The sequence below is a fragment of the Pseudomonas sp. BN415 genome (genome assembly GCF_029871195.1).
Classification (GTDB): domain Bacteria; phylum Pseudomonadota; class Gammaproteobacteria; order Pseudomonadales; family Pseudomonadaceae; genus Metapseudomonas; species Metapseudomonas resinovorans.
The window spans coordinates 1-24665 of record NZ_SSOK01000052.1; the positions used below are offsets into that span (position 1 = coordinate 1).

Annotated in this window: 25 protein-coding genes and 1 pseudogene; 11 read left to right on the top strand and 15 right to left on the bottom strand. The window is 62.0% G+C overall.

All coding sequences use genetic code 11. The features are described 5' to 3' along the window. Nucleotides 1–187, top strand: a pseudogene (locus E8F20_RS12445) (hypothetical protein); the annotation flags it as partial. A gap of 88 nt (nt 188–275) precedes the next feature. Here the strand turns inward: E8F20_RS12445 and tyrS are convergent. After that, entirely contained in the window at nt 276–1475 is a 1200-nt protein-coding gene (tyrS, locus tag E8F20_RS12450) for a tyrosine--tRNA ligase (protein ID WP_280283991.1), read from the bottom strand. Between the two features lie 183 nt (nt 1476–1658). Between tyrS and E8F20_RS12455 the strand changes: the two genes are divergently transcribed. Both E8F20_RS12455 and E8F20_RS12460 read left to right on the top strand, forming a co-directional pair. Next, nucleotides 1659–3098 (top strand): peptidoglycan DD-metalloendopeptidase family protein, encoded by a 1440-nt coding sequence (locus E8F20_RS12455; protein WP_280283992.1) that lies wholly within the window; start codon nt 1659–1661, stop codon nt 3096–3098. A 4-nt stretch (nt 3099–3102) separates the two neighbouring features. Then, nucleotides 3103–4194 carry an anhydro-N-acetylmuramic acid kinase gene (locus E8F20_RS12460; RefSeq protein WP_280283993.1) on the top strand — a complete coding sequence of 364 codons (1092 nt, stop codon included), beginning with the start codon at nt 3103–3105 and terminating at the stop codon, nt 4192–4194. 62 nt (nt 4195–4256) lie between these two features. Here E8F20_RS12460 and erpA read toward each other — a convergent pair whose 3' ends face one another. Next, a complete protein-coding gene (gene erpA, locus E8F20_RS12465) occupies nt 4257–4607 on the bottom strand; it encodes an iron-sulfur cluster insertion protein ErpA (protein ID WP_028631048.1) in 351 nt (116 codons plus the stop codon). Nucleotides 4608–4758: 151 nt separating this feature from the next. Further along, nucleotides 4759–5793 carry an N-acetyl-gamma-glutamyl-phosphate reductase gene (gene argC / locus E8F20_RS12470; RefSeq protein ID WP_280283994.1) on the bottom strand — a complete coding sequence of 345 codons (1035 nt, stop codon included), beginning with the start codon at nt 5791–5793 and terminating at the stop codon, nt 4759–4761. 133 nt (nt 5794–5926) lie between these two features. Between argC and hemJ the strand changes: the two genes are divergently transcribed. The 5 genes from hemJ (at nt 5927) to E8F20_RS12495 (ending at nt 10567) form a co-directional block, all read left to right on the top strand. Next, the gene (gene hemJ / locus E8F20_RS12475) at nt 5927–6352 is read left to right on the top strand and encodes a protoporphyrinogen oxidase HemJ (protein WP_280283995.1); all 426 of its coding nucleotides are present in this window, start codon (nt 5927–5929) and stop codon (nt 6350–6352) included. A gap of 20 nt (nt 6353–6372) precedes the next feature. After that, complete coding sequence (locus tag E8F20_RS12480; RefSeq protein ID WP_280283996.1) at nt 6373–7335, top strand: nitronate monooxygenase family protein; 963 nt, start codon at nt 6373–6375, stop codon at nt 7333–7335. Further along, nucleotides 7332–8591 carry an alanine racemase gene (locus E8F20_RS12485; RefSeq protein WP_280283997.1) on the top strand — a complete coding sequence of 420 codons (1260 nt, stop codon included), beginning with the start codon at nt 7332–7334 and terminating at the stop codon, nt 8589–8591. The genes E8F20_RS12480 and E8F20_RS12485 overlap by 4 nt, the downstream gene beginning before the upstream one ends. Nucleotides 8592–8685: 94 nt before the next feature. Next, nucleotides 8686–9723, top strand: coding sequence for a DUF805 domain-containing protein (locus E8F20_RS12490; RefSeq protein WP_280283998.1), 1038 nt, complete (start codon nt 8686–8688; stop codon nt 9721–9723). Nucleotides 9724–9778: 55 nt separating this feature from the next. Continuing rightward, nucleotides 9779–10567, top strand: coding sequence for an SDR family oxidoreductase (locus tag E8F20_RS12495; RefSeq protein ID WP_280283999.1), 789 nt, complete (start codon nt 9779–9781; stop codon nt 10565–10567). 6 nt (nt 10568–10573) lie between these two features. On the opposite strand, the gene E8F20_RS12500 is transcribed toward E8F20_RS12495, so the two are convergent. After that, nucleotides 10574–12055 carry an AAA family ATPase gene (locus E8F20_RS12500; RefSeq protein WP_280284000.1) on the bottom strand — a complete coding sequence of 494 codons (1482 nt, stop codon included), beginning with the start codon at nt 12053–12055 and terminating at the stop codon, nt 10574–10576. Nucleotides 12056–12145: 90 nt separating this feature from the next. On the opposite strand from E8F20_RS12500, the gene E8F20_RS12505 reads away from it, so the two are divergent. Next, the gene (locus tag E8F20_RS12505) at nt 12146–12484 is read left to right on the top strand and encodes a histidine triad nucleotide-binding protein (RefSeq protein ID WP_280284001.1); all 339 of its coding nucleotides are present in this window, start codon (nt 12146–12148) and stop codon (nt 12482–12484) included. A 118-nt stretch (nt 12485–12602) separates the two neighbouring features. Continuing rightward, the gene (coq7, locus tag E8F20_RS12510) at nt 12603–13250 is read left to right on the top strand and encodes a 2-polyprenyl-3-methyl-6-methoxy-1,4-benzoquinone monooxygenase (protein ID WP_280284002.1); all 648 of its coding nucleotides are present in this window, start codon (nt 12603–12605) and stop codon (nt 13248–13250) included. A gap of 61 nt (nt 13251–13311) precedes the next feature. Here coq7 and speD read toward each other — a convergent pair whose 3' ends face one another. Both speD and E8F20_RS12520 read right to left on the bottom strand, forming a co-directional pair. Beyond that, nucleotides 13312–14106 carry an adenosylmethionine decarboxylase gene (gene speD / locus E8F20_RS12515; protein ID WP_280284097.1) on the bottom strand — a complete coding sequence of 265 codons (795 nt, stop codon included), beginning with the start codon at nt 14104–14106 and terminating at the stop codon, nt 13312–13314. A gap of 248 nt (nt 14107–14354) precedes the next feature. Further along, nucleotides 14355–14777: an OsmC family protein gene (locus tag E8F20_RS12520; protein WP_280284003.1), complete on the bottom strand. Its 423-nt coding sequence runs from the start codon at nt 14775–14777 to the stop codon at nt 14355–14357. 226 nt (nt 14778–15003) lie between these two features. On the opposite strand from E8F20_RS12520, the gene crp reads away from it, so the two are divergent. Beyond that, nucleotides 15004–15648 (top strand): cAMP-activated global transcriptional regulator CRP, encoded by a 645-nt coding sequence (gene crp, locus E8F20_RS12525; RefSeq protein ID WP_028631060.1) that lies wholly within the window; start codon nt 15004–15006, stop codon nt 15646–15648. Between the two features lie 60 nt (nt 15649–15708). Here the strand turns inward: crp and trpC are convergent, their stop codons facing one another. The 9 genes from trpC to E8F20_RS12570 form a co-directional block, all read right to left on the bottom strand. Further along, complete coding sequence (trpC, locus tag E8F20_RS12530; protein WP_280284004.1) at nt 15709–16545, bottom strand: indole-3-glycerol phosphate synthase TrpC; 837 nt, start codon at nt 16543–16545, stop codon at nt 15709–15711. After that, on the bottom strand, nt 16542–17591 hold the full coding sequence (gene trpD, locus E8F20_RS12535) for an anthranilate phosphoribosyltransferase (protein ID WP_280284005.1): 1050 nt from the start codon (nt 17589–17591) through the stop codon (nt 16542–16544). The genes trpC and trpD overlap by 4 nt, the downstream gene beginning before the upstream one ends. Next, complete coding sequence (locus E8F20_RS12540) at nt 17591–18184, bottom strand: aminodeoxychorismate/anthranilate synthase component II (RefSeq protein WP_280284006.1); 594 nt, start codon at nt 18182–18184, stop codon at nt 17591–17593. The genes trpD and E8F20_RS12540 overlap by 1 nt, the downstream gene beginning before the upstream one ends. A gap of 10 nt (nt 18185–18194) precedes the next feature. Next, nucleotides 18195–19682 (bottom strand): anthranilate synthase component I, encoded by a 1488-nt coding sequence (gene trpE, locus E8F20_RS12545; RefSeq protein WP_280284007.1) that lies wholly within the window; start codon nt 19680–19682, stop codon nt 18195–18197. 91 nt (nt 19683–19773) lie between these two features. Continuing rightward, complete coding sequence (locus tag E8F20_RS12550; protein WP_280284008.1) at nt 19774–20613, bottom strand: phosphoglycolate phosphatase; 840 nt, start codon at nt 20611–20613, stop codon at nt 19774–19776. A gap of 1 nt (nt 20614) precedes the next feature. Next, complete coding sequence (gene rpe, locus E8F20_RS12555) at nt 20615–21283, bottom strand: ribulose-phosphate 3-epimerase (protein ID WP_274800885.1); 669 nt, start codon at nt 21281–21283, stop codon at nt 20615–20617. A 139-nt stretch (nt 21284–21422) separates the two neighbouring features. Continuing rightward, entirely contained in the window at nt 21423–22250 is an 828-nt protein-coding gene (locus E8F20_RS12560; RefSeq protein ID WP_028631067.1) for an ABC transporter permease, read from the bottom strand. A 10-nt stretch (nt 22251–22260) separates the two neighbouring features. Continuing rightward, nucleotides 22261–23508 carry an ABC transporter permease gene (locus E8F20_RS12565; protein ID WP_028631068.1) on the bottom strand — a complete coding sequence of 416 codons (1248 nt, stop codon included), beginning with the start codon at nt 23506–23508 and terminating at the stop codon, nt 22261–22263. A gap of 113 nt (nt 23509–23621) precedes the next feature. Next, nucleotides 23622–24653 (bottom strand): ABC transporter substrate-binding protein, encoded by a 1032-nt coding sequence (locus E8F20_RS12570; RefSeq protein ID WP_280284009.1) that lies wholly within the window; start codon nt 24651–24653, stop codon nt 23622–23624. Between the last annotated feature and the right edge of the window lie 12 nt (nt 24654–24665).

Consider the following 24665-nt stretch of genomic DNA (forward strand, 5'->3'; position numbering starts at 1 on the left):
TTTTTCGAAAATCTCTTTTCTACTCAACCGCTTGCGCCTTCGATCCGATCTCTCTTCTCGTCAGCGGGAGGCGCATTCTACAGCGCTCAATCACGCTGTCAACACCTCCTTTCCAACTTCATTCGCCACCGGCGAACCTTGCGAAGCGGAACCTCCCGACACCTTCGCCAACCGCTTAACTCATTGATCTACAAGGAGTTTTGCTTGGCGACTGCGCCGGAAGAGGTGCGCATTATAGGGATGCAGATTTTGCCGTCAACACTTATTTGAAGACTTTACTCGACAGCCAGGGATACGCGAGCAAATGCCTTCTTGCCGGCCTGTAGCACATGAGTTGCACCCAGCTTGAAGGTAAAAGCACGATCCACAACCTGACCATCCACACGCACACCGCCAGAGCCAAGAAGGTCACGGGCAACCGCTGCATTCTTCGCCAGGCCAGCCTTATTAAGGACGGAGGCGATGGGCATGTCTTCAGCGGAGAACAGCTGAACCTCCGGTAGATCCATCGGCAGTTCGCCCTCCTTCATGCGATTGCCGGCGGAGCGGTGAGCGGTGGCCGCAGCTTCCTCACCATGGAAACGAGCGACGATCTCCTCAGCCAGCTTGATCTTGATGTCGCGAGGATTGGCGCCCGCCACTACGTCGCACTTGAACTGCTCGATTTCCTCCATGGAACGGAAGCTAAGGAGCTCAAAGTAACGCCACATCAATTGATCCGGGATGGACACCAGCTTGTTGTACATGACACCCGGCGCCTCCTGGATACCCACGTAGTTACCCAGGGACTTGGACATCTTCTTCACACCATCCAGACCTTCCAGCAATGGCATGGTCAGGATGCACTGGGACTCCTGCCCGTAGGCGCGCTGTAGCTCACGCCCCATCAGCAGGTTGAACTTCTGATCAGTACCACCCAACTCGACATCCGCGCGCAGCGCTACGGAGTCGTACCCCTGCACCAGCGGATAGAGGAACTCATGGATAGCAATAGGCTGATTGGTGCCGTAGCGCTTGCTGAAGTCATCGCGCTCGAGCATGCGGGCGACGGTGTACTGGGACGCCAGGCGAATAAAGTCCGCAGGCGTAAGCCGGTCCATCCAGGTCGAGTTGAACGCCACCTCGGTCTTGGCCGGATCAAGAATCTTGAACACCTGAGCCTTGTAGGTCTCAGCATTCTCTAGAACCTGCTCACGAGTCAGCGGCGGGCGAGTGGCGCTCTTGCCGCTGGGGTCGCCGATCATCCCGGTGAAGTCACCGATCAGGAAGATCACCTGATGCCCCAGCTCCTGAAACTGCCGCAGCTTATTAATAAGGACGGTGTGCCCCAGGTGAAGATCAGGGGCGGTCGGATCGAATCCTGCCTTGATACGCAGCGGCTGGCCACGCTTGAGCTTTTCGACCAGCTCGGACTCGACCAGAACCTCTTCCGCACCGCGCTTGATCAGCGCCAGCTGCTCTTCAACCGACTTCATGACAGGACTCGTAGACCGTTGGATGGACAAAAGGGGAACCAACCATACAAGATCGCGAACTAATTACAAGTTTTGAGCCCAGCCCCGTGCCAGTCAGCGGAAGGCTGCACTCCAAGGTTGCCTAGGGCGGATTTTGATTATATTTTAGGCAGTTAGTTCATATTCCAAAAAACACCACACGCCATGACGCACTCAGTACCCAAAGCGCCGCCCTATCCGAAGAGCCACCTGTTGGCTGCTAGCGGTGTGGCTGCGCTGCTCAGCCTGGCCCTGCTGGTGTTCCCGTCTCGCGAAGTCGAGGCGAAGAAGACCTACATAAACCTGGAGCTCGAGAACAGCTCGGAGATGGTAATCCAGGAGAAGGACGACCTCCGACCAGGTTCCATCACCGGGGATGAGGGTTTCTCGCCATTCACCAAGATCGAGAACCCTGCCGAAAACCAGAACAGCGCCGGAAAAGACGCGGATAAGAAGAAAGAAGAAGCTACTGACCTCGTTGCAACTCAGAAGCCTGCCGATCCCAGCCTCAAGGCCGTGACCGTGGGCAACGGCGATACTTTGTCTACAGTGTTCGCCAAGGTTGGTCTGTCCGCCAATGTCCTGCACGACGTCCTGAACAGCAGCAAGGACGCCAAGCAACTCAGCCGCCTGAAGGTTGGCCAGAACTTCGAGTTCAAGCTCACGCCCAGCGGTGAGCTCGAAAAAATCAGCACCAAGGTGAGCGGTCTCGAGAGCGTTCACCTGGAAAAGACCCCCAAGGGCTATGCGTTCAAGCGTGATGTGATCAAGCCGGAGCTGCGCTCAGCGTACGCCCGCGGTGTGATCGACAGCTCGCTGTTCCTGTCCGCTAAACGCGCCGGCCTTTCCCACGATCTGGCCATGGATCTTGCAAATATCTTCGGCTACGACATCGATTTTGCCCTAGACATCCGTGAAGGCGACGAATTCGAGATGATCTACGAAGAAAAGGTGGTCGAAGGCAAGAAAGTAGGTAGCGGGGAAATCCTCGCCGCACGCTTTATCAACCGCGGCAAGACCTTCTCTGCGGTCCGCTATGTCGACAAACAGGGTATTGCCAGTTACTTGCGCGGCGACGGCACAGCTATGCGCAAGGCCTTCATCCGCACGCCAGTGGACTTCGCCCGAATCAGCTCGCGCTTTTCCAACGGTCGCCGCCACCCAGTCCTGAACAAGATTCGCGCTCACAAAGGTGTGGATTACGCTGCTCCCCGCGGTACTCCGATCAAGGCCACCGGTGACGGCAAGATCGTCCTGGCAGGCCGCCGCGGCGGTTACGGCAACGCGGTGATCATCCAGCACGGCAGCAAATACAAGACGCTGTACGGCCACATGCAAGGCTTTGCCAAGGGCATTCGTACCGGCGGCAGCGTAAAGCAGGGCCAGATCATCGGTTATGTGGGTACTACCGGTCTGTCCACCGGCCCGCACCTGCACTACGAGTTCCAGGTCAACGGTGTGCATGTCGACCCGCTGGGCGTGAAACTGCCGATGGCTGATCCGCTGATCGCCAGCGAGAAGAAGCGCTTCCTGCGGATGAGCCAGCCGCTGATGGCACGCATGGATCGGGAAAAGGCCAGCATGCTGGCCTTGAACAAGCGCTGATCGCATGCAGCGCTATCTGGGGGTGATGTCTGGGACCAGCCTTGATGGCCTGGACATTGCCCTGGTCGAACAAACCGATCGAATCACCCTCCTCGACACCCACTACATCCCTATGCCCGGCCCGCTACGTGGCGAGCTGCTGGCGCTCTGCTCCTCGGGCCCTGACGAACTCGCCCGCGCAGCACTGGCGGAGAACGGTTGGGTCGAGCTGGCCGCCGCGGGTATCAACGCCTTGCTGGTTCGTAACAACCTGGGCGCCAGGGACATTCGCGCCATCGGAAGCCACGGACAAACCGTGCGCCACGAACCCGCGCGTGGTTTTACCATCCAGATTGGCAATCCCGCCCTGCTTGCTGAGCTCACCGGCATCACCGTGGTTGGCGATTTCCGAAGACGTGACGTCGCTGCTGGTGGACAGGGCGCGCCTCTCGTACCCGCTTTCCATGAGTCGTTGTTCGGCGACGCCAACAGCAATCGCGCCGTGCTCAATGTTGGCGGTTTCAGCAATCTGAGCCTGATCGAGCCGGGCAAAGCGGTGCATGGATTCGACTGTGGTCCTGGCAACGTTCTGCTGGACGCTTGGATTCATCTTCAGCGCGGCGAGAGCTACGACCGAAATGGTGACTGGGCCGCCAGCGGAACCCTGCAGCAGCGGCTGCTGGATGCTCTATACGGTGACACCTTCTTCACCACCCAAGGGCCCAAGAGCACTGGCCGCGAGCTATTCAACCTCGGTTGGCTGCAATCACGGCTGGCGCGCCTGCCGCTCTTCAAGCCCGAAGATGTACAGGCCTCCTTGCTGGAGCTCACTGCCCGCAGCATCACGGAAGCCCTCCGCGCCGCGCAGTCGAAGACTGACGCCCTGCTGGTCTGCGGCGGCGGCGTCCACAATCAACAGCTGATGCAGCGTCTCGCTGCCCTTTTGCCTGGCACTCGCGTGTGCAGTACTGCCGACTTTGGCGTGGACCCTGACTGGGTCGAGGCCATGGCGTTTGCCTGGCTGGCCCACTGCTGCCTGGAAGGTATTCCCACCAACCGCCCCAGCGTCACCGGCGCCCGTGGCCTGCGCATCCTCGGCGCCATTTACCCCGCCTGAACGAAGTCAGCAGAAACTAAAACGCCGTGCATATGCACGGCGTTCGCTGGACGAGCTGAAAATCAGATCGAGAACGAAGACCCACAGCCACAGGTGGTGGTGGCATTCGGATTCTTGATCACGAAACGCGACCCTTCGAGACCTTCCTGATAATCAACCTCGGCACCCGCCAGGTACTGGAAGCTCATCGGGTCGACCACAAGGCTGACGCCGTCGCGTTCGACGATGGTGTCGTCGTCCGCCACGTCTTCATCGAAGGTGAAGCCGTACTGGAATCCCGAGCAGCCGCCGCCGGTCACGAAGACACGAAGCTTCAGGCGCGGATTGCCCTCTTCATCGATCAGGTTCTTCACCTTGCTGGCCGCGCCCTCGGTGAACATCAGGGCTGAAGGGGTGAAGGTTTCGACGCTCATGCTGCAACTCTCCCGGCTTGACGCCGCCATACTGCGCTAAGGCGAGGCATTATCCGCTTACCCTAGAAAACTGGTCAACTATTAAGCGATTCGACCCTGCCAATGGATCGAAGTGCGGTGCCGGGACACGAATCTCCGGCACCGCCTGACATCACGGCAGCAGAGCAGCATGCGAAAGGCCAAGGCGCTCATCAAGACCGAACATGATGTTCAGGTTCTGTACCGCCTGACCGGACGCGCCCTTCACCAGGTTGTCGATCACCGAGAGCACCACCACCAGGTCGCCGCCCTGGGGACGGTGAACCGCGATGCGGCATACGTTGGCGCCGCGCACACTGCGGGTTTCCGGATGGCTGCCGGCCGGCATTACATCGACGAAGGGTTCGTTGGCGTAGCGCTTCTCGTAAAGCGACTGCAGATCGACGCTCTTGTCCACGACGTTCGCATAGAGGGTGGCGTGGATACCGCGGATCATCGGAGTCAGGTGCGGTACGAAAGTCAGGCCTACCGGGCCGCCGGCGGCGCGGCGCAGGCCCTGGCTGATTTCCGGTAGATGCCGATGCCCCTTCACCGAGTAAGCCATCATGCTTTCGCCTGCCTCGCAGAACAGTGAACCCACCTTCGCACCACGACCGGCACCACTGACACCGGACTTGCAGTCAGCGATCAGTTGATGCGTATCGGCCAGGCCGGCTTCCAGCAGCGGGATGAAACCGAGCTGCGCCGCAGTCGGATAGCAACCGGGAACGGCGATCAGGCGTGCGCCCTTGATGGCTTCACGATTCACTTCTGGCAGACCGTAAACAGCCTCCGGCAACAATGCCGGCGCGCCATGGGGCTGGCCGTACCACTTGGCCCATTCCTCGGCGTCTTGCAAGCGGAAGTCCGCGGACAGATCAATGACGCGGGTTCCGGCCGCCAGCAACTCACCAGCCAGCGCATGGGCTACGCCATGGGGCGTGGCGAAGAAGACCACGTCGCACGCTCCCAAGGTTGCGGCGTCAGGCACGCTGAATGCGAGGCTGTCGTAGTGGCCGCGCAGGTTCGGATACATGTCGGCGACCTTGACCCCGGCCTCGGATCGCGAGGTGATCACCGCGACCTCTGCCTGCGGATGCTGAGCCAGCAGACGCAGCAATTCGACACCGGTATAGCCTGTGCCGCCGACGATTCCGACCTTGACCATCACTTGCCCCTCAATGAACCGATTGGAAAGCTGCCGATGATAAGGCCGCATCGGCCAGGGGCCAACCGCTGAGGTGACGTGCGGCCGCTCAAGCCTCTACTATCCGGACCATCTGTCCGATGGAAATCTTCCCATGCTCTATCTGTGGCTCAAGGCCCTGCATATCATCGCCGTCGTCTGCTGGTTCGCGGGCCTGTTCTACCTTCCGCGACTCTTCGTCTATCACGCCCAGGCCGAGGACGAGCCCAGTCGCGAACGCTTCAAGGTCATGGAGCGCAAGCTCTACCGCGGCATCATGGGCCCCTCGATGATCGCCACCCTGGTCCTGGGAATCTGGATGCTCTATCTCAACTCGGGCTGGCTGAGCCAGGGCTGGCTGCACGCCAAACTCACTCTGGTGGTCTTACTGATCGGCTATCACCACGCCTGCGGCTCCCTGCTCAAGCGTTTTGCCCGGGGCGAAAATCGCCGGGGCCATGTGTTCTACCGCTGGTTCAACGAAGTCCCGGTGCTATTCCTGATCGCCATCGTCATTCTGGTGGTGGTCAAGCCCTTCTGAACTGACAAGAGGAACTCCAGATGTCCCTGCCTGCCCTGCTCGATCAACGCCTGCGCTTGCCGGTGGTGGCCGCACCAATGTTCCTGGTGTCCAACCCCAAACTGGTCCTGGCCTGCTGCAACAACGGTATCGTTGGCAGCTTTCCCGCCCTCAACCAGCGCGAAAGCAGCGGCTTTCGCGCCTGGCTGGATGAGATCGAGGCGGGCCTTAGGGCAGACGCTGCGCCCTTCGCGGTGAACCTCATCGTTCACCACAGCAACCCGAGACTTTCGGCCGACCTTGCCATCTGCGTCGACAAGCGTGTCCCCATCGTCATCACCAGCCTCGGAGCAGTGAAGGAAGTCGTTGACGCTGTGCACAGCTACGGCGGCCTCGTATTCCACGACGTGACCACACGCCGCCACGCCGAGAAGGCCGCAGAGGCAGGTGTGGATGGCCTGATCGCGGTAGCGGCGGGCGCTGGCGGCCATGCCGGCACCTGGAGCCCCTTTGCGTTGATCGCCGAAATCCGCCAGTTCTTCGACAAGACCCTGCTGCTCGCTGGCTGCCTGAACCACGGTCATGAAATCTTTGCCGCGCAGATGCTCGGCGCCGATCTGGCCTACCTCGGCACCCGCTTCATCGCCACTCAGCAGAGCGATGCCGAAACCCGCTACAAGCAAATGATCCTCGATGCCCGCGCAGCCGACATCATCCACACTCCGGCCGTTTCCGGCGTACCTGCTAGCTTCATGCGCCAAAGCCTGGAGGCGGCCGGCTACGACCTGAAGCGCCTCGCCGACAAGGGCGATATCAACTATGGCGAGAAGTTGAAACCCGTCAGCGATGAAGCCAAGGCCTGGAAGACCGTTTGGTCTGCCGGCCAGGGGGTGGGCAACATTCGCGACCTGCCCACTGTGGACGAGTTGATCACCCGTCTTGACCAGGAGTATCGCGCCGCCCGCGACAAGGCCGGGCAACTGGGTCAACGCTGGGCTCAATGAGGCGGCGCACCCTGCTCGGGCTCGGAGCGCTCGGCGCCCTGGGCCTGTGGGCCGCGCGCCCGACGGATCACGGCCGCCCCCACGATGCCTACTTCAAGGACCTCAACCAGTTGTTGCAGCGGGACGGAGGAGGGATTCCGCAACTGATCATCGACCTCGACCGCCTGGACGCCAATGCCGACCTGCTCGCCACCAGGCTCGGTCCACGTCCTTTGCGACTGGTGGCCAAATCACTCGCATCTGGCGGACTGCTCGAGTATCTGGCGCGGCGCCTGAATTGCTCGCGTTTCATGGCATTCCATCAACCACAGCTGAATCAACTGGTACGGCTTTTCCCTGGGGCGGACCTCCTGCTGGGCAAACCCTTGCCCGCCGCGGCGGCACTGGCCTTCTATCAGCAGCTACCTCATCACCTGGGCTTCGAACCCAGCCGCCAGGTCACCTGGCTAGTGGACAGTCCTCAGCGTCTGCAGGCTTACGCCGAGCTGGGCCGCGGCCTGGGCCAGCCATTGCAGATTGCGCTGGAGATCGACATCGGTCTCGCCCGCGGAGGATTCCCCACACCCGAAGCGCTAGGTAGCGCTCTGCAGCAAATGGCAGCCAGTCCGTCGACGCTGCAACTGCGCGGACTGATGGGTTACGACGCGCAGGTCGCGCACGCGCCGTTCTGGGTAGGTCGGGAGCGCGCCCTGGTCGAGAGCAACGCGCGCTACCAGGCATTCATCCAGGTCGCCCAAGCGTCCCGGCTTTGGCCAAAGTCTCCGCTGCTCAATGGTGGCGGCAGCCAGACCTATCCACTACACGCCAACGGCAAGGGGCCCTTGAACGAGGTCGCCGTGGGCTCCGCCCTGCTCAAACCAGCTGGTTTCGACAGTGACCTGCTCCACGAGCACCAACCGGCCCTGTGGATAGCCACCCCCGTACTCAAGGTGCTCGATGGCGCCCTGCCCTACCTGAAAGGCGCGCAAGGTGTGCTGCAGGGCTGGAATCCCAATCGCCAGCGCGCCCATTACCTCTATGGAGGTAACTGGCAAGCCACCCCGACTTCCCCGGCTGGACTCGCCTATGACCACCTCTACGGTCGCAGCGCCAACCAGGAGCGTTTGGTCGGCTCCGACGCTACAGGGCTCGCCGTAGACGACTGGGTCTTCCTGCGTCCGACGCACTCTGAAGGCACCCTAGGCGAGTTCGCTGATCTGCGCCTGCTGCGCCGCAGAAGCCTGGTCGGACGCTGGAACCCGCTCGGCCTCGCCTGAACCCTGCTTTTTGTGCGCCAGCCCGCTTGTGCCGCGGGCCAGAGCGCAATTACGCTGTGCCATCATTTTTTCTGTCGCTGACAAGGATGCTCGCATGACCGAAGCCCGCTACAAGATCGTCTTCGACGGAGAACCCATGCCCGGTGTGTCGCTGGACACCGTCAAGGAAAACCTCGCCCGCCTGTTCAAGAGCGATGCCAGTATGATCGACAGCCTGTTCGGCGGCCGCAGTGTCGCCCTCAAGCGCGACCTGGTAGAAGCCGAGGCGGACAAATACCTCGCCGCGCTGCAACGCGCTGGCGCCAAAGTGCGCAAGGAGCACGACCTGGCGGCAGTCCTGAGTCTGGTGACCACGGATGATCACCCGGAGCCCAGCGCCCCTGCAGCCGAAGTAGCCCCGACAAATGACAGCATGAGCTGCCCGAAATGCGGCCATGAACAACCGAAATCGACTGAGTGCCAGGCCTGCGGGATCATCATCGACAAATACCTGGCCCGCCAGACGCAACTCTCGGAAGACGCCGCCCTGGTGAAAGCCTCAATCACCAACAGCGAACCCACATCGCCCTATGCTCCGCCCCAGGCCCAGGTCGGCGAGCAGTTGCCTGAGTTCGGCGAGCTGAAGGTGTTGGGCACCAACGGCCGCATCGGCCGGGTGCGCTACCTCGGCTGGAGCATGGCGTTGATGCTTGCCTTCCTGCCGATCGGCGGTGTCATCCTGGGCAGCTTTGTGCTTTCCGAGACTCTCGCCGGGCTGCTGACTCTGGTCGCAAGCCTGGCGCTCGTTGTGGTCAGTGTCTGCATCGGCGTACAGCGCCTGCACGACATCGGCTGGTCCGGGTGGCTCTGGCTATTGAACTTCGTCCCCATCGTCGGCAGCGTTTTCGCGCTTCTGATGCTCTTCGTCCCCGGCACTGGCGGCCCGAACCGCTACGGCCCGCCACCGCCGCCAAACAGTCGTGCAGTAAAAGTATTGGCCTGGCTGATCATTCTGGTGCCGGTAATCGGTATAGTCGCCGCCATTTCGATTCCGGCCTATCAGGACTACCTGATGCGCGCGCAAATGGACGCTGCCGCCAGCTTCGAGCAACCGGCCGATGTGCCCGCTCTCGAAGGCGAGTCCGCCGAATAAGCAACCTCCCGGGGCCGGCGTTGTCCAACCCGGCCCCGTTACGGAGAACCTCCAGATGCCCCGTTATGCCTTGATCACCGGCGCCTCCAGCGGTATTGGCCTGGCCCTGGCCGAGGCCCTGGCGAGGCGGGGGCGCCACTTGTTGCTGGTGGCCCGACAGCGGGACGTGCTGGAGAGCATCGCCTGCGAGTTGACCCAGCGCTTCGGCGTCGAGGTGCTGTTCCGCTACTGCGACCTCGCCGAACCCTTGCAGGTATCCGGCCTGCTGATGGACCTGGAACAGGGTGAGCGGGAAATCGACCTGCTGGTGAACAACGCAGGCATCGGTGCCTCCGGCGCCTTCGTCGACCAGGACTGGGGCCGCGAGCAGGAGCTGATCGAGTTGAACATCCTCGCCCTGGCCCGGCTCTGCCATGGCATTGGCGGCCTGATGGCACGCCAGGGTGGCGGGCAGATTCTCAACGTCGCCTCAGTGGCGGGCTTCCAGCCCGGCCCCTGGATGAGCAACTACTACGCCAGCAAGGCCTACGTATTGAACCTCTCCGAAGGCCTGCGAGAAGAACTGCGCCCTCGCGGCGTGAATGTCTCGGTGCTGTGCCCTGGCCCAACCCGCACCGCCTTCTTCCGCGGCGCCCATCTGCAGATCGACAGCCTGGAAGGCAGCAAGCTGATGATGAGCCCCGAGGAAGTGGCGCTGATCGCCGTACGCGCCCTGGAAAAGAACCGCGCCATCATCATCCCCGGCTGGCGCAACCGGCTCGCCGCCCTGCTCCCCAAACTGGCCCCGCGCTGGCTGGTGCGCCGCCTGCTGGGCCGGGTCATTCGCCGCTTCGCCCAACCCTGAGGGGCCTCACTCCGCTTTCACGCAGCGCCCGTTCGCCCATGCCCGCAAGTTTGCCAGCTGCTCGGCCATCAGCACCGACAATGGCGCGGTACCTTTGATCTCACGCAGCAGCAGAGCCTGGTCGGCCGGGCGTTGCTGGGCCTGGGCAGCGTAGAGCATGCCTACCACAGCCTGCTCGATCTCAGCGCCGGAGAAACCATCACTGGCACCCACCAGTTGATGCAGGTCGAACTGCGCCGGGTCCAACTCGCGTCGGCCCAAGTGAATACGGAAGATTTCGGCACGAACTTCAGGCTGCGGCAAGTCGACGAAGAACAGCTCATCAAAGCGTCCCTTGCGGAGCAGCTCTGGCGGTAGACGGTCAATGGCATTGGCGGTCGCCACCATGAACACCGGTGCCTTGCGTTCGGCCATCCAGGTCAGCAAGGTCCCCAGCACGCGCTGGCTGACACCGCCATCATGGTCGCCGCTCGCCAGGCCTTTCTCCACCTCATCCATCCATAGCACGCAAGGGGCCATCTGCTCTGCCAGCTTCAGCGCTTCGCGCAGGTTGCGCTCGGTTTCACCAAAGAATTTGTTGTACAGGCAAGCGAAGTCGAGGCGCAGCAGCGGCAACCCCCAAAGGCCGGCTACGGCCTTGGCCGCGAGGCTCTTGCCTCCCCCTTGCACACCGACCAGCAACACCCCCTTGGGTCGATCCAGGCCTTTTTCATCCAGCAACGCAGACTGACGCTCGGCCAGCCAACGCTTGAGGTTGACCAGCCCCCCCACCTCAGCAAAACGAGCCGTCTCGTACTCGAAACTGAGCACGCCCTCCAAATCCAATAGTTGGAACTTCGCCTTGTTCAGTTCCGGAAGGTCTTCCTGGGTAATGGCGCCGTCGTCGCAGATCACATTGCGCGCCAGGGCCCGGGCTTCGCCATGACTCATGCCACGCAGATTCTTCACCACCTGCTGCAAGGTGCGGTTGTCAGTACGGACCCGCGCGCCACGATTGCGCTCGCTCCAGCGCGAGGCCTCTTCGCGGACGATGCTCAGCAGCTCATCCTCACTGGGTAGCGCCAGATCAAAGCGCGCCGCGTAGCGCTGCACTTCCGGCGGCAGCTTGAGTGCATGGGACACGAGCACCAGGGTGGGCTTGTGGGTGCCCTCGGCCATGGCCACTTCCTTGAGCAGCCTTACCACCTTGGGGTTGTCGCTCAGAAAGGGATGCAGATCGCACATCACATACAGGTTTGGTTGCGGATCGGCCTTGATCAACTTGAGCGCCGTTTCCGGCTCGCGACTGTCACCTTCGCCCATGCTGTCACCACCGAAACCCAGGCGCTGCAGCCCTTCGCTGACCGCCCAGGTGAAGAGTCCGAGACCGCGTTTGACGGCCAGGCTGGTGAGGGTTTCAAGTACCCGGCGCTCATCCCAGGACTCGATCAGGACCAGCTTGACCCGCGAGTCCAGCACCAAGCCGAGGTCGTGGATATCGTTCTTCACAGGGGCTCCTTGTGAGCATCGGCCGATGCTGGCCGGGGAAATCACTCGCCGTTAAACTCGGTCTTTCTTATAACAGGCCGGAGAATTCCCGTGGACTGTCTGTTCTGCAAAATCGCTGCCGGGGAAATTCCCGCGCGCAAGCTCTATGAGGACGACCAGGTCGTCGCCTTCCACGACATTGCGCCGCAGGCTCCGGTGCACTTCCTGGTGATCCCGAAGAAGCACGTGCGCACGCTCACCGACCTCACCGAGGACGACAAGGCGCTGGTAGGCCATATCGCCTACACCGCCCAGCGCCTGGCGATGGAACAAGGCTGCGACGAAGGCTTCCGCGTGGTGATGAACTGCAACGAACAGGGTGGCCAGACCGTCTACCACATCCACATGCACGTGCTCGGCCAGCGCCAGATGCACTGGCCGCCGGGCTGATCCGGCCTCGCACCAAGGGCGGGAAACCCTCCCGCCCACCGACCACCGTCTGACTCCGGTCAAACCTTGGTCATCCCCTTGCGGTAGAATGCCTGCCGACGTCCTACGGAGGTGCCGCATGGCCAGCGAACGTTCCTACTCCCCCGCCGACCGCCTGCTGCTGCAGGCCGATGCCGCACTGCGCACCCTGCTGCCATTTACCGGTCAGCCATTCCGCCCCTCTCCGGCCGATGGCCAACCCGATGCCGAACTCAAGGCCGAAGACGCCCGCCACATCGCCGGGCTGATGCGCATCAACCACACCGGCGAAGTCTGCGCCCAGGCGCTTTACCAGGGACAGGCGCTGACCGCGAAGCTGCCGGAAGTTCGCGAAGCCATGGAGCACGCCGCCGAGGAAGAGGTCGACCACCTGGCCTGGTGCGAACAGCGTATCCGCGAGCTTGGCAGCCGCCCGAGTGTCCTCAATCCGATTTTCTATGGCTTGTCGTTTGGCGTCGGCGCCGTGGCCGGCCTGATCAGCGACCGAGTGAGCCTGGGTTTCGTCGCGGCCACTGAAGACCAGGTGTGCAAGCACCTCGACGAGCACCTGGAACAGTTGCCCGCCGAAGACGCCAAGTCCCGCGCCATCCTCGAGCAGATGCGTACCGACGAAGAACAACACGCCACCAGCGCCATTGAGGCCGGCGGCCTACGCTTCCCCGCTCCGGTAAAGTTTGGCATGACACTGCTGTCGAAGGTCATGACCAAGAGCACCTACCGGGTCTGAACACACGCACACGAAAAAGGGCGCTATCAGCGCCCTTTTTCGTTTCTAGCGGAAAGCTTCCTCAATGAGGCATGTTCCGCGCGTAGAAGATTTCCAGCATTTCGTGACGCACACGCTCTTCGACTTCCTTGCGCTGCTCTGCTGTCAGATTGCTGGTGGCATCGCCGAACAGGTAATTGTCCAGTTCGAAGTTCTTGAGCAGCATCTTGGTGTGGAACATGTTCTCCTGGTACACGTTGACGTCCGTCATCTGATAGGCGTCCTGGGTGTCGTCGGAGAGGTAGTTCTGGATCGAGTTGATCTCATGGTCGATGAAGTGCTTCTTACCTTCCACGTCACGGGTGAAGCCGCGCACGCGATAGTCGACGGTGACGATGTCTGAGTCGAACTGGTGGATCAGGTAGTTGAGCGCCTTCAGCGGAGAAATCACGCCGCAGGTCGAAACATCGATGTCCACCCGGAAGGTGGCGATACCCGACACCGGATGGATTTCCGGATAGGTGTGAACGGTGATGTGGCTTTTATCGAGGTGCGCCAGGATGGTCTCCGGCAGCGGGCCCGGAGATTCCTCGATCTGGCTGTCGGTAGGGGTCACCGGCTGCTCGGAGATCAGGATGGTCACACTCGCGCCCTGGGGGTCATAGTCCTGGCGGGCAATGTTGAGGATGTTGGCACCGATGATGTCCACCACGTCGGTGAGGATCTGGGTCAGGCGCTCGGCGTCGTACTCTTCGTCGATGTACTGGACGTAGGCCTGCTGATCCTCGGGGGTCTCCGCGTAGCAGATGTCATAGATGTTGAAGCTCAAGGTCTTTGTCAGGTTGTTGAACCCGTGGAGCTTGAGTTTGCTTTTCACCGTTGAGAACTCTCTGTGCATATGCGGCTCTGCCGCGTGGTTGAGCATGCCCGTCAGAAGCGCACGACACTTCTGCGTAGGACGGTTTACACCTCTTCGCGTTGGCGATTGTGGTCGTAGGTTCGGGGCCCGACGCCCCGGAAATTGGAAGGGGGCGAATTATGCAGACGACGGGCGCCGTCTGCCAGAGTTTGCCGCGCAATTATGATGGCCGGATGTCGTTATCCGGCCATCCATCAGGACTGGGCTCAGCCCAGCTCGACGATTTCATAATCATGGGTGATCTCGACGCCTGCGCGGCCGAGCATGATCGATGCCGAGCAGTACTTCTCCGCAGACAGTTCCACCGCGCGCTTGACCTGGGCGTCCTTGAGTCCGCGCCCCTTCACCACGAAGTGCACGTGGATCTTGGTGAAGACCTTGGGGTCCTCGCTGGCGCGCTCGGCTTCCATGAAGGCTTCGCAGCTTTCCACCGGCTGGCGGGATTTCTTCAGGATGCTCACCACGTCAAAGTTGGTGCAACCGCCAAGTCCGATCAGCATCATTTCCATGGGACGCACGCCCAGGTTGCGACCGCCAGCCTCGGGCGGGCCATCCATCACGACCGCGTGGCCGCTGCCGGACTCGCCAAGGAACAGGGCTTCGCCCGCCCATTGGATGCGTGCTTTCATCGCCTGGAACTCCGCTCGGAAAAAGGTGCGGTAGCTTATCACAGCGCGTTTTCCATGCCGGGCTGCAAATAGTTCCGGAGCAGGTGTTAGGTGCGTCGCAAAATCACGTTGTCGAATCAGGGGCCTCTGTTAAGCTGGCGCCGGATTACTGGCACACTTGGCCGGACAACTATTAGAAAATTGCCTGTTGGACAAAGGCTTACCTTCTCTATTTCGGGACTCGGGCATGGTCGCAATTACCCTTACACCAAAAATAAAGAGCCTGGACAAGATTCTCGCGCATTGTCACCGCCGCCGTTACACGGCCAAGAGCACCATCATCTATGCGGGCGATCGCTGCGAAACCCTCTTCTTCATCATCAAGGGCTCCGTCACCATCCTGATCGAGGATGACGACGGTCGCGAAATGATCATCGCCTACCTCAACGCCGGCGACTTTTTCGGCGAGATGGGCCTGTTCGAAAAGGAAGGTGCGGAGAAGGAGCGCAGCGCCTGGGTCCGCGCCAAGACCGAGTGCGAAGTGGCCGAGCTGAGCTACGCCAAGTTCCGCGAGCTCACTCAGCAGGATCCGGAAATCCTCTACGCCCTCGGCAGCCAGATGGCCGATCGCCTGCGCAACACCACGCGCAAGGTAGGCGACTTGGCCTTCCTCGACGTGACTGGCCGCGTAGCACGCACCCTGCTCGACCTGTGCAAACAGCCGGACGCCATGACTCACCCGGACGGCATGCAGATCAAGATCACCCGCCAGGAGATCGGCCGTATCGTTGGCTGCTCCCGCGAAATGGTCGGCCGCGTGCTCAAGAGCCTGGAGGAACAGGGCCTGGTGCATGTAAAGGGCAAGACCATGGTGGTCTTCGGCACCCGCTGAAGCCGCAAACGAAAAAGCCGGCGCAAGCCGGCTTTTTCATGCCTGAAGCAAGGGCCTTGCTCAGTCCGGGTCGATGCCCGCCACCACGCGATTACGCTCGGGGAAGAACAGGCGGCTCAGTTCGGTGCCCGGTTCTTCGGCGCGCATGAAGGCTTCGCCCACCAGGAAGGCATACACGCCGCTGACTTCCATCAGTTCCACATCGGCACGATTGAGAATACCGCTCTCGGTTACCACCAGGCGGTCACGCGGAATGCGCGGCAGCAGGTCGAGGGTGTTTTCCAAGCTGACTTCGAAGGTGTGCAGGTTACGGTTATTGATGCCCAATAGCGGGGTATCCAGGCAGTTCAGCGCACGATCCAGTTCCTCGCCGTCATGCACTTCCACCAGCACATCGAGGCCGACGTCCTTGGCGGTGGCCGCCAGCTCCTTCATCCGCGCATCTTCCAGCGCGGAGACGATCAGTAGAATGCAGTCAGCACCGAGCGCGCGGGCTTCGACTACCTGGTACGGATCAATCAGGAAGTCTTTGCGGATCACCGGCAACGAACAGGCCGCCCGCGCTTCCTGCAGGTAAGCATCGGCGCCCTGGAAGAAGTCCACATCGGTCAGCACCGAAAGGCAGGCGGCACCGCCGGCTTCGTAACTTTTGGCAATCTGCGCCGGAATGAAGTTCTCGCGCAGCACGCCCTTGCTCGGGGAGGCCTTCTTCACTTCGGCGATTACTGCTGGCTCGTGGCGCTCGACACGCTCCAGCAGCGCCCGGGCGAAACCACGAGGGCCGTCGGCGGCGCGGGCCAATGCTTCGACTTCGGCCAGTGAGACTCGGGCACGGCGATCAGCCACTTCCTCGGCCTTGCGCGCCAGGATCTTCTCAAGAACGGTTGGGATGCTCACGCTTCATTCTCCACTCGGAACACCGCGGTAAAGGAGGCCAGCTCGTCCAGTTTTTCGCGGGCCAGACCAGTGTGCAGAGCGTCCTGCGCCAGACGCACACCTTCTTTCAGGCTGGACGCCAAGTCGGCAGCATAAAGCGCCGCGCCGGCGTTCAGCACGATCATGTCGGCGGCCTTCTGGCCGTTTTCCGTCTTGCGCCTGCCCAGGGCGTCGCGGATCAGCTCCAGCGACTCCTGCGGACTGCCGACGGTCAGGCCGATCAGGCTTTGGCTCCTGATGCCGAAGTCCTCAGGCTGGATCTGGTACTCGGTCACTTCGCCGTCCTTCAGTTCGGCGACATGGGTCGGCGCGGCCAGGCTCACTTCGTCCAGGCCATCACGGGAGTGGACCACCAGGATGTGCTCACTGCCCAGGCGCTTGAGCACCTCGGCCAGCGGGCGACACAGGGCCTGGCTGAATACGCCGACCACCTGGTGCTTCACCCCGGCCGGATTCGTAAGCGGGCCGAGCATGTTGAACAGGGTGCGCAGGCCCAGTTCGCGACGCGGGCTGGCGGCGTATTTCATGGCCTTGTGATGCACCTGGGCGAACATGAAGCCGACACCGATGCTTTCGATGCAGCGCGCCACCTGCTCCGGCTTGAGGTCCAGGTAGATGCCGGCGGCTTCCAGTACGTCAGCGCTGCCGGTCTTGCCAGACACCGCACGGTTGCCATGCTTGGCCACTTTGCCGCCTGCCGCTGCGACCACGAAGGTGGCGGCGGAAGAAACATTGAAGATGTTGGCGCCATCACCACCGGTACCGACCACGTCCACCACATGCTTGAGGCTGGAAAGCTCGACACGAGTCGCCAGCTCACGCATTACCGAAACGGCACCGACGATCTCTTCGATCGTCTCGCTCTTCATGCGCATGCCCATGAGGAAGGCGCCGATCTGTGCGTCGGTGCACTGGCCGGTCATGATCAGGCGCATCACGTCCTGCATTTCTTCGGTGGTCAGGTCCAGTTGGTTGACCACCCGGTTCAGGGCTTCCTTGATGTCCATCAGCGCACTCCACCGGTTTGCTTGAGGAAGTTGGCCAGCAATTCATGGCCCTGTTCGGTAAGGATGGACTCCGGATGGAACTGCACACCCTCGATGTTCAGCGTCTTGTGACGCAACCCCATGATTTCGTCTACCGAACCGTCGGCGTGCTGGGTCCAGGCGGTAACTTCCAGCTCGTCGGGCAGGGTTTCCAGCTTCACCACAAGGGAGTGATAGCGGGTGACGGTCAGTGGGTGGTTCAGGCCTTCGAACACGCCCTGGTCCTTGTGGAATACCGGGCTCGTCTTGCCGTGCATGGCCTGACGCGCACGCACGACGTCACCGCCGAAGGCCTGGCCGATACTCTGGTGGCCGAGGCAGACACCGAGGATCGGCAGCTTGCCGGCGAAATGGCGGATCACCTCCAGCGACACACCCGCTTCGTTGGGCGTACAGGGGCCGGGGGATACCACGATGCGTTCCGGGTTCAGCGCCTCGATCTCGGCGATGGAGAGCTCGTCGTTGCGGATCACATGCACGTCCGAGCCCAGCTCACCGAGGTACTGCACCACGTTGTAGGTAAAGGAATCGTAGTTGTCGATCATCAGCAGCATGGTGCAATCCTCAAGCGTCGGTCTTGGCGGTCTGTTCGGCGAGAGTCACGGCCCGGAACATCGCCCGGCGCTTGTTCAGCGTCTCTTCCCATTCCAGGGCCGGGACCGAGTCGGCGACGATGCCGGCGCCGGCCTGTACGTGAAGTTCGCCATCCTTGATGACCGCCGTACGGATCGCGATGGCCGTGTCCATGTTGCCGTTCCAGGCCAGGTAGCCCACGGCACCGCCGTAGACACCACGCTTGACCGGTTCGAGTTGGTCGATGATTTCCATCGCGCGAATCTTCGGCGCACCGGAAAGCGTTCCGGCCGGCAGGATGGCGCGCAGCGCTTCCATTGCTGAAATACCTTCCTTGAGCTGTCCGGTAACGTTGGAAACGATGTGCATCACGTTGGAGTAGCGCTCGATCACCATCTTCTCGGTGACCTTGACGCTGCCCGTGCTGGCGACGCGGCCTACGTCATTGCGGCCGAGATCGATCAGCATCAGGTGTTCTGCCAGCTCCTTGGCGTCGGAGAGCAGGTCTTCTTCCAGGGCACGGTCGGCCTCCTCGGTCGCACCACGTGGGCGGGTGCCGGCGATCGGGCGCACGGTGACCAGGCCATCCTCGACACGCACCAGCACCTCCGGCGAGCTGCCCACCACGTGGAAGTCGCCAAAGTTGAAGAAGTACATGTAGGGAGTGGGGTTGAAGCAGCGCAGGGCGCGGTACAGGTCAATAGGAGCGGCCTGGAAGGGAATCGACATGCGCTGGGAAATCACCACCTGCATGCAGTCGCCGGCCAGGATGTATTCCTTGATCTCGCGTACGGCCTGCTCATAGTCCTCGCGGGTGAAGCTGGAGCGGAACTCCGGCTCGCCACCGACAGGCATGCTCGGATCCACCCCCAGGCGCGGCACTACCGGCTGGCGCAGCTTCTGCCGCAGTTCGATCAGGCGTGCCTGCCCCTTTTCGTAGGCCTCGGGCTGGGTCGGGTCGACCAGGACGATGGCGTGCAGCTTGCCGGCGAGGTTGTCGAACACGATCACCGCGTCCGAGACCATCAGCAGGATGTCCGGGGTGCCCAGCGGATCAGGATTCGGACAGTTGGCCAGACGCTTCTCGACGTAGCGCACGCAGTCATAGCCGAAGTAACCCACCAGACCGCCGTTGAAACGCGGCAAGCCGGCGATGGGCGCCACCTGGTAGCGCTCCTTGAAGTCTTCGACGAAAGCCAGCGGGTCTTCGCAATCGTGGGATTCCACCTCGACATCGTCGACGCTGACACTGACCTTCAGGCCGTGGGCGCGCAGCACAGTGCGGCTCTGCAGGCCGATGATGGAGTACCGCCCCCACTTCTCACCGCCCTGCACGGACTCCAGCAGGTAGGAGTATGGCGTGTCGGCAAGCTTCAGGTAGAGGGACAGGGGCGTGTCGAAATCCGCCAGGGTTTCGAACGCAAGCGGAATGCGGTTATAGCCTTCGGCGGCCAAACGCAGGAATTCTTCGCGGGTCATGATCAGCCTCGTGGGCAAGGAGCCCATTGAGGACTCCTGGAGATTAGAACGTCGGTGTGCAAGCGCGCCGGAGCATCCGGCCAGAATGAATTCAGGCGCGCCAGCGCCAACGGGCGACGGCCTTGATGATCTTCATTCCGGCTCGTTCGAGCCGATGCTTGCAGTGAACCACCACGTTTCTGTCTCGTTGAGGCGGATTGTCGGAGGAGTCCGGCGACATTAGCGCAGCACCGTGAGCGGCGCAACCGCCAGGCAACAGCTCGCGCAGGTCATCCACCACCAGGGCCGGTTCCTCCTCGCTAATGGGGCGGCCATGGTTGTAACCGTAGCTCAGCGCCACGCATTGCACCCCGGCAGCCTTGGCTGCCAGCACATCGTTGCGCGAGTCACCGACGAACAGCGCATCGGTACGACTGACCCCGGTCATGTGCATCACATGGAGCAGCGCGGCCGGGTCGGGCTTTTGCTGCGGCAGGGTGTCGCCAGCGATGATCAGCGGGAAATAGCGCCCAAGCTTCATCTCGTCCAGCAGGGGGGCGACGAAGCGTTCCGGCTTGTTCGTGATCAGCGCCAGCTCCACGCCCTTTTTCTTCAGCCACTTTAGGGTTTCCGCCACGCCCGGGTAGACGGTGGTCAAGGCGTGACTTTCAGCATAGGCGTCCATGAACAGCGCCAGACCACGCTCGGCATCGCTGTCATGCACTGCGGAATGATCGATGTCCCCGGCCAGGGCGCGGCGCACCAGCACCCGAGCGCCGTTGCCGACCCACTCGCGAACCCGCTCCACTCCGGCGGCAGGACGGCCAAGGGCAAGCAACATGCTGTCGACAGCGGCCGCCAGGTCGGGAACTGAATCCACCAGAGTGCCATCCAGGTCAAACATCACCAGGCGTGGCAGGCGCCCGTCGAAGAGCCGCTGTAGCGCGCTCATATCAAACCAGGGCCAGCTCGGCGCGCATGGCGGCGATGACTTCGGCGTAGTCCGGGGTATTGAAGATGGCCGAGCCGGCAACGAAGGTGTCAGCGCCCGCAGCTGCGATCTCGCGAATGTTCTTCACGTTGACACCGCCATCGATCTCCAGGCGGATGTCACGGCCGGAGGCGTCGATCAGGGCACGCGCCTCGCGCAGCTTGTCGAGGGTGCCGGGAATGAACTTCTGTCCGCCGAAACCGGGGTTGACGCTCATCAGCAGGATCATGTCGACCTTGTCCATCACGTACTTCAGCACGTCCAGCGGAGTCGCCGGATTGAACACCAGGCCGGACTTGGCGCCGCCGTCGCGAATCAGTTGCAGGGAACGGTCGACGTGCTCGGAGGCTTCCGGATGGAAGGTCACGTAGGTGGCACCCGCCTCGATGAAGTCACCAATGATGCGATCCACCGGCTTGACCATCAGATGCGCGTCGATCGGCGCGGTGATGCCGTACTTGCGCAGCGCCGAGCAGACCATCGGGCCAATGGTCAGGTTGGGCACATAGTGGTTATCCATCACGTCGAAGTGAACGATGTCAGCGCCGGCGGCGAGGACGTTCTCCACTTCTTCGCCAAGGCGGGCGAAATCGGCGGACAGGATCGACGGTGCGATGGCGAAAGGCTGCATGGCGGACCTCAGGGCAGAATCACGGTGGCGCGGATTGTAGCCGGGATGAATGGCGCGCGGGGATTCGACCGATGACTGAGGTGAGGCGGAAAAGAACCTGCCCGCGATGGGGGCGCGGGCAGGCGAAGGTTGAAGAGGCTCACTCCGGCATGGAGGTGCGCATGCGCTCACTGCGACCGCGCAGCCATTCCAGCACCAGCAACAGCGCGACGGAGAAACCGATCAGCAACGTCGCGGCTGCGGCGATGGTGGGACTGAGGTTCTCGCGGATACCACTGAACATCTGCCGCGGCAGGGTGGCCTGCTCGGGGCCGGCGAGGAACAGGGTCACGACCACTTCGTCGAAGGAGGTGGCGAAGGCGAAGAGCGCTCCGGAGATAACCCCCGGCGCGATCAGCGGCAGAGTCACCTTGAAGAAGGCGGTCAGTGGCGGCGCTCCCAGGCTGGCGGCGGCGCGCACGAGGTTGTAGTTGAAGCCCTGCAGGGTGGCCGACACCGTGATGATCACGAAGGGCACCCCCAGCACCGCGTGCACCAGGATCAGCGACAGATAGCTGTTGCCAAGCCCCAATGGTGCGAAGAACAGGTAGCTGGCGACACCGATGATCACCACCGGTACCACCATCGGCGAGATCAACAGGCTCATCACCAGCGCCTTGCCACGGAACTCGCCCCGGGTCAGGCCGATGGAGGCCAGAGTGCCGAAGACCATGGCCAGCACGGTGGCGGCCGGGGCGACGATCATGCTGTTGGCCAGCGAGCGCATCCACTCCGCCGAGCCGAAGAAATCGGCATACCAGCGCAAAGAGAAGCCCTGCAGCGGATAGACCAGGAAGGTGCCGGAGTTGAACGACAGCGGGATGATCACCAGCACCGGCAGGATCAGGAACAGCAGCACCAGGCCACAGAGGCCGCGCAGGGTGAAGTACCACAGGCGCTCGACCGGGGACATGTAGGGACTCAGCATTTTTATCTCCTCAACCCAGACGCAGGCGGCCAGCGCCCACCAGCCAGCTGTACACCACATAGAGAATCAGGGTGGCGAACAGCAGCATGCCGCCCAGGGCCGTGGCCATACCCCAGTTGATGGTGGTGTTGGTGAAGAAGGCGACGAAGTAGCTCACCATCTGGTCGTTCGGGCTGCCCAGCAGTGCCGGGGTGATGTAGTAGCCGATGGACAGGATGAACACCAGCAGGCACCCGGCACCAACGCCGGCCACGGTCTGCGGGAAGTACACCCGCCAGAAGCTGGCGAAGGGGTGGCAGCCGAGGGAGATCGCCGCCCGCATGTAACTCGGAGAGATGCCCTTCATCACGCTGTAGATCGGCAGAATCATGAACGGCAGCATGATGTGCACCATGGCGATGTAGACGCCGGTGCGGTTGAACACCAGTTGCAGCGGCTGGTCAATCAGGCCGAGCTTGATCAGCGCGCCGTTGATCAGGCCGCCAGACTGCAGCAGCACGATCCAGGCGGCGACGCGCACCAGGATGGAGGTCCAGAACGGCAGCAGCACCAGGATCATCAGCAGGTTGCTCTGCCGGGTCGGGAGGTTGGCCAGCAAGTAGGCCAGCGGGTAGGCCAGTAGCAGGCAGATCACCGTGATCACGGCACCCATCCAGAAGGTGCGGGCGAAAATGTCCAGATAGATCGCCTGGTCCGGAGTGGCCGGGGCAACTTCTCCCAGATCATCGATGCGATGGTCGAGGGCCGCCAGCAGGTAATAGGGTGTCAGTTCACTGGCGTTGCGGCGGATCGCCTGCCAGTAGGCCGGGTCGCCCCAGCGTTCATCCAGACTTTCCAGGGCATCTTTATACGAGGCTGGCTCGGTCTTGAACGGCAGGGCACGGGCAGTCTTGGCCATCAAGCTGCGGTAGCCGGCCAGTTCCATGTTCAGGCGCTTGGAAAGGTCGCCGATAGTCTGGTTTTTGCGCGCCGCGGCGAGGTCTTCAGCCAGGGCCTTGTAAACCGGTTCGTCGGGCAGCGCCTTGCCGTCCCAACTGGAAATGGCGTCGACGGTGCGCGGCATGGAGCCGACCACTTCCGGGTTGTTTACGCTCCTGTAGAGCAGCGCGCCAATCGGCACCAGGAAGGTCAGCAGAAGGAAAATCAGCAGCGGTAGGATCAGCGCCTGGGACTTCAGGCGATTCATCCGCTCGGCACGGGCGAGGCGCTGCTTCAGGCTGGGGCCGGCGACCTCGGTAAGGGGCACTGCAGTGGCCATGACGAACTCCGTTGGAACAGGGTTGGACTTTCAGCCCGTTAGGGCCGAGGTGAGGAAGGACTTCCCTCCCCCCCCAGCCCCTCTCCCGGAGGGAGAGGGGAATAGCGGCAGCCTTACTTGGCCGCCCAGGAGTTGAAGCGCTGCTCCAGTTGCTCGCCGTAGTCAGCCCAGAAGGTGACGTCCATGGCGACCTGGTCCTTGATGTTCTCCGGGGTGGTCGGCATGTCTTTGAGCAGGGCCTTGTCCAGCAGCGGCACCGCCTGGGTATTGGCCGGGCCGTAGGCGATGTTCTCGGAGTAGACCTTCTGTTGCTCGGGCTTGACCGAGAAGGCGATGAATTCCTTGGCCTTGTCGATATCCTTGGCGCCCTTCGGAATCGCCCAGGAGTCGAAGTCGTAGATACCGCCGGTCCACACGACTTTCAGGTTGCTTTCCTTCTGCACGGCAGCGATACGGCCGTTGTAGGCGGAGCTCATGACAACGTCGCCGGAAGCGAGGAACTGCGGCGGCTGGGCGCCGGCTTCCCACCACTGGATGCTCGGTTTGATCTCGTCGAGCTTCTTGAAGGCGCGGTCCTGGCCTTCCTTGGTGGCGAGCACGCTGTAGACCTCTTTCGGCGCGACGCCATCAGCCATCAGGGCGAACTCCAGGGTGTACTTGGCACCCTTGCGCAGGCCGCGTTTGCCGGGGAATTTCTTCACATCCCAGAAATCAGCCCAGCTGGTGGGCGCGCTCTGCAGCTTGTCGGCGTTGTAGGCCAGCACGGTGGACCAGACGAAGAAGCCGACGCCGCAGGGCTGGATGGCACCGGGGACGAAGTCTTCGGACTTGCCGAACTGGGCGGCGTCGAGCTCTTCGAACATGCCTTCGTCGCAGCCTCGGGAAAGCTCAGGCGACTCCACTTCCACCAGGTTCCAGGACACGCTGTTGGTGTCGACCATGGCTTTCACCTTGGCCATTTCGCCGTTGTACTCACCGGCGATGATCTTGTTGCCGGTGCTCTGCTGGTAGGGCTCGTAGAACGCCTTGACCTGAGCATTCTTGTTGGCGCCGCCAAAGGACACCACGGTCAGGTCGGCAGCCATCGCCTGGGAGGCGCAGGCCAGCCCGAGAGCGATGGCGGTGAGTTTCAGGGATTTCGACATTGTTATTTTCTC

What these genes read in the sequence shown, in the direction of transcription:
- rpe (WP_274800885.1), bottom strand. Translation starts at nt 21,283, where the DNA reads ATGCAGCCTTTCGCCATCGCACCGTCGATCCTGTCCGCCGATTTCGCC.
- E8F20_RS12560 (WP_028631067.1), bottom strand. Translation starts at nt 22,250, where the DNA reads ATGCTGAGTCCCTACATGTCCCCGGTCGAGCGCCTGTGGTACTTCACC.
- coq7 (WP_280284002.1), top strand. Translation starts at nt 12,603, where the DNA reads ATGGCCAGCGAACGTTCCTACTCCCCCGCCGACCGCCTGCTGCTGCAG.
- erpA (WP_028631048.1), bottom strand. Translation starts at nt 4,607, where the DNA reads ATGAGCGTCGAAACCTTCACCCCTTCAGCCCTGATGTTCACCGAGGGC.
- trpD (WP_280284005.1), bottom strand. Translation starts at nt 17,591, where the DNA reads ATGGACATCAAGGAAGCCCTGAACCGGGTGGTCAACCAACTGGACCTG.
- tyrS (WP_280283991.1), bottom strand. Translation starts at nt 1,475, where the DNA reads ATGAAGTCGGTTGAAGAGCAGCTGGCGCTGATCAAGCGCGGTGCGGAA.
- E8F20_RS12480 (WP_280283996.1), top strand. Translation starts at nt 6,373, where the DNA reads ATGTCCCTGCCTGCCCTGCTCGATCAACGCCTGCGCTTGCCGGTGGTG.
- E8F20_RS12570 (WP_280284009.1), bottom strand. Translation starts at nt 24,653, where the DNA reads ATGTCGAAATCCCTGAAACTCACCGCCATCGCTCTCGGGCTGGCCTGC.
- E8F20_RS12550 (WP_280284008.1), bottom strand. Translation starts at nt 20,613, where the DNA reads ATGAGCGCGCTACAGCGGCTCTTCGACGGGCGCCTGCCACGCCTGGTG.
- E8F20_RS12455 (WP_280283992.1), top strand. Translation starts at nt 1,659, where the DNA reads ATGACGCACTCAGTACCCAAAGCGCCGCCCTATCCGAAGAGCCACCTG.
- E8F20_RS12540 (WP_280284006.1), bottom strand. Translation starts at nt 18,184, where the DNA reads ATGCTGCTGATGATCGACAACTACGATTCCTTTACCTACAACGTGGTG.
- E8F20_RS12460 (WP_280283993.1), top strand. Translation starts at nt 3,103, where the DNA reads ATGCAGCGCTATCTGGGGGTGATGTCTGGGACCAGCCTTGATGGCCTG.
- E8F20_RS12495 (WP_280283999.1), top strand. Translation starts at nt 9,779, where the DNA reads ATGCCCCGTTATGCCTTGATCACCGGCGCCTCCAGCGGTATTGGCCTG.
- hemJ (WP_280283995.1), top strand. Translation starts at nt 5,927, where the DNA reads ATGCTCTATCTGTGGCTCAAGGCCCTGCATATCATCGCCGTCGTCTGC.
- crp (WP_028631060.1), top strand. Translation starts at nt 15,004, where the DNA reads ATGGTCGCAATTACCCTTACACCAAAAATAAAGAGCCTGGACAAGATT.
- E8F20_RS12490 (WP_280283998.1), top strand. Translation starts at nt 8,686, where the DNA reads ATGACCGAAGCCCGCTACAAGATCGTCTTCGACGGAGAACCCATGCCC.
- E8F20_RS12565 (WP_028631068.1), bottom strand. Translation starts at nt 23,508, where the DNA reads ATGGCCACTGCAGTGCCCCTTACCGAGGTCGCCGGCCCCAGCCTGAAG.
- E8F20_RS12520 (WP_280284003.1), bottom strand. Translation starts at nt 14,777, where the DNA reads ATGAAAGCACGCATCCAATGGGCGGGCGAAGCCCTGTTCCTTGGCGAG.
- E8F20_RS12485 (WP_280283997.1), top strand. Translation starts at nt 7,332, where the DNA reads ATGAGGCGGCGCACCCTGCTCGGGCTCGGAGCGCTCGGCGCCCTGGGC.
- argC (WP_280283994.1), bottom strand. Translation starts at nt 5,793, where the DNA reads ATGGTCAAGGTCGGAATCGTCGGCGGCACAGGCTATACCGGTGTCGAA.
- trpE (WP_280284007.1), bottom strand. Translation starts at nt 19,682, where the DNA reads ATGACCCGCGAAGAATTCCTGCGTTTGGCCGCCGAAGGCTATAACCGC.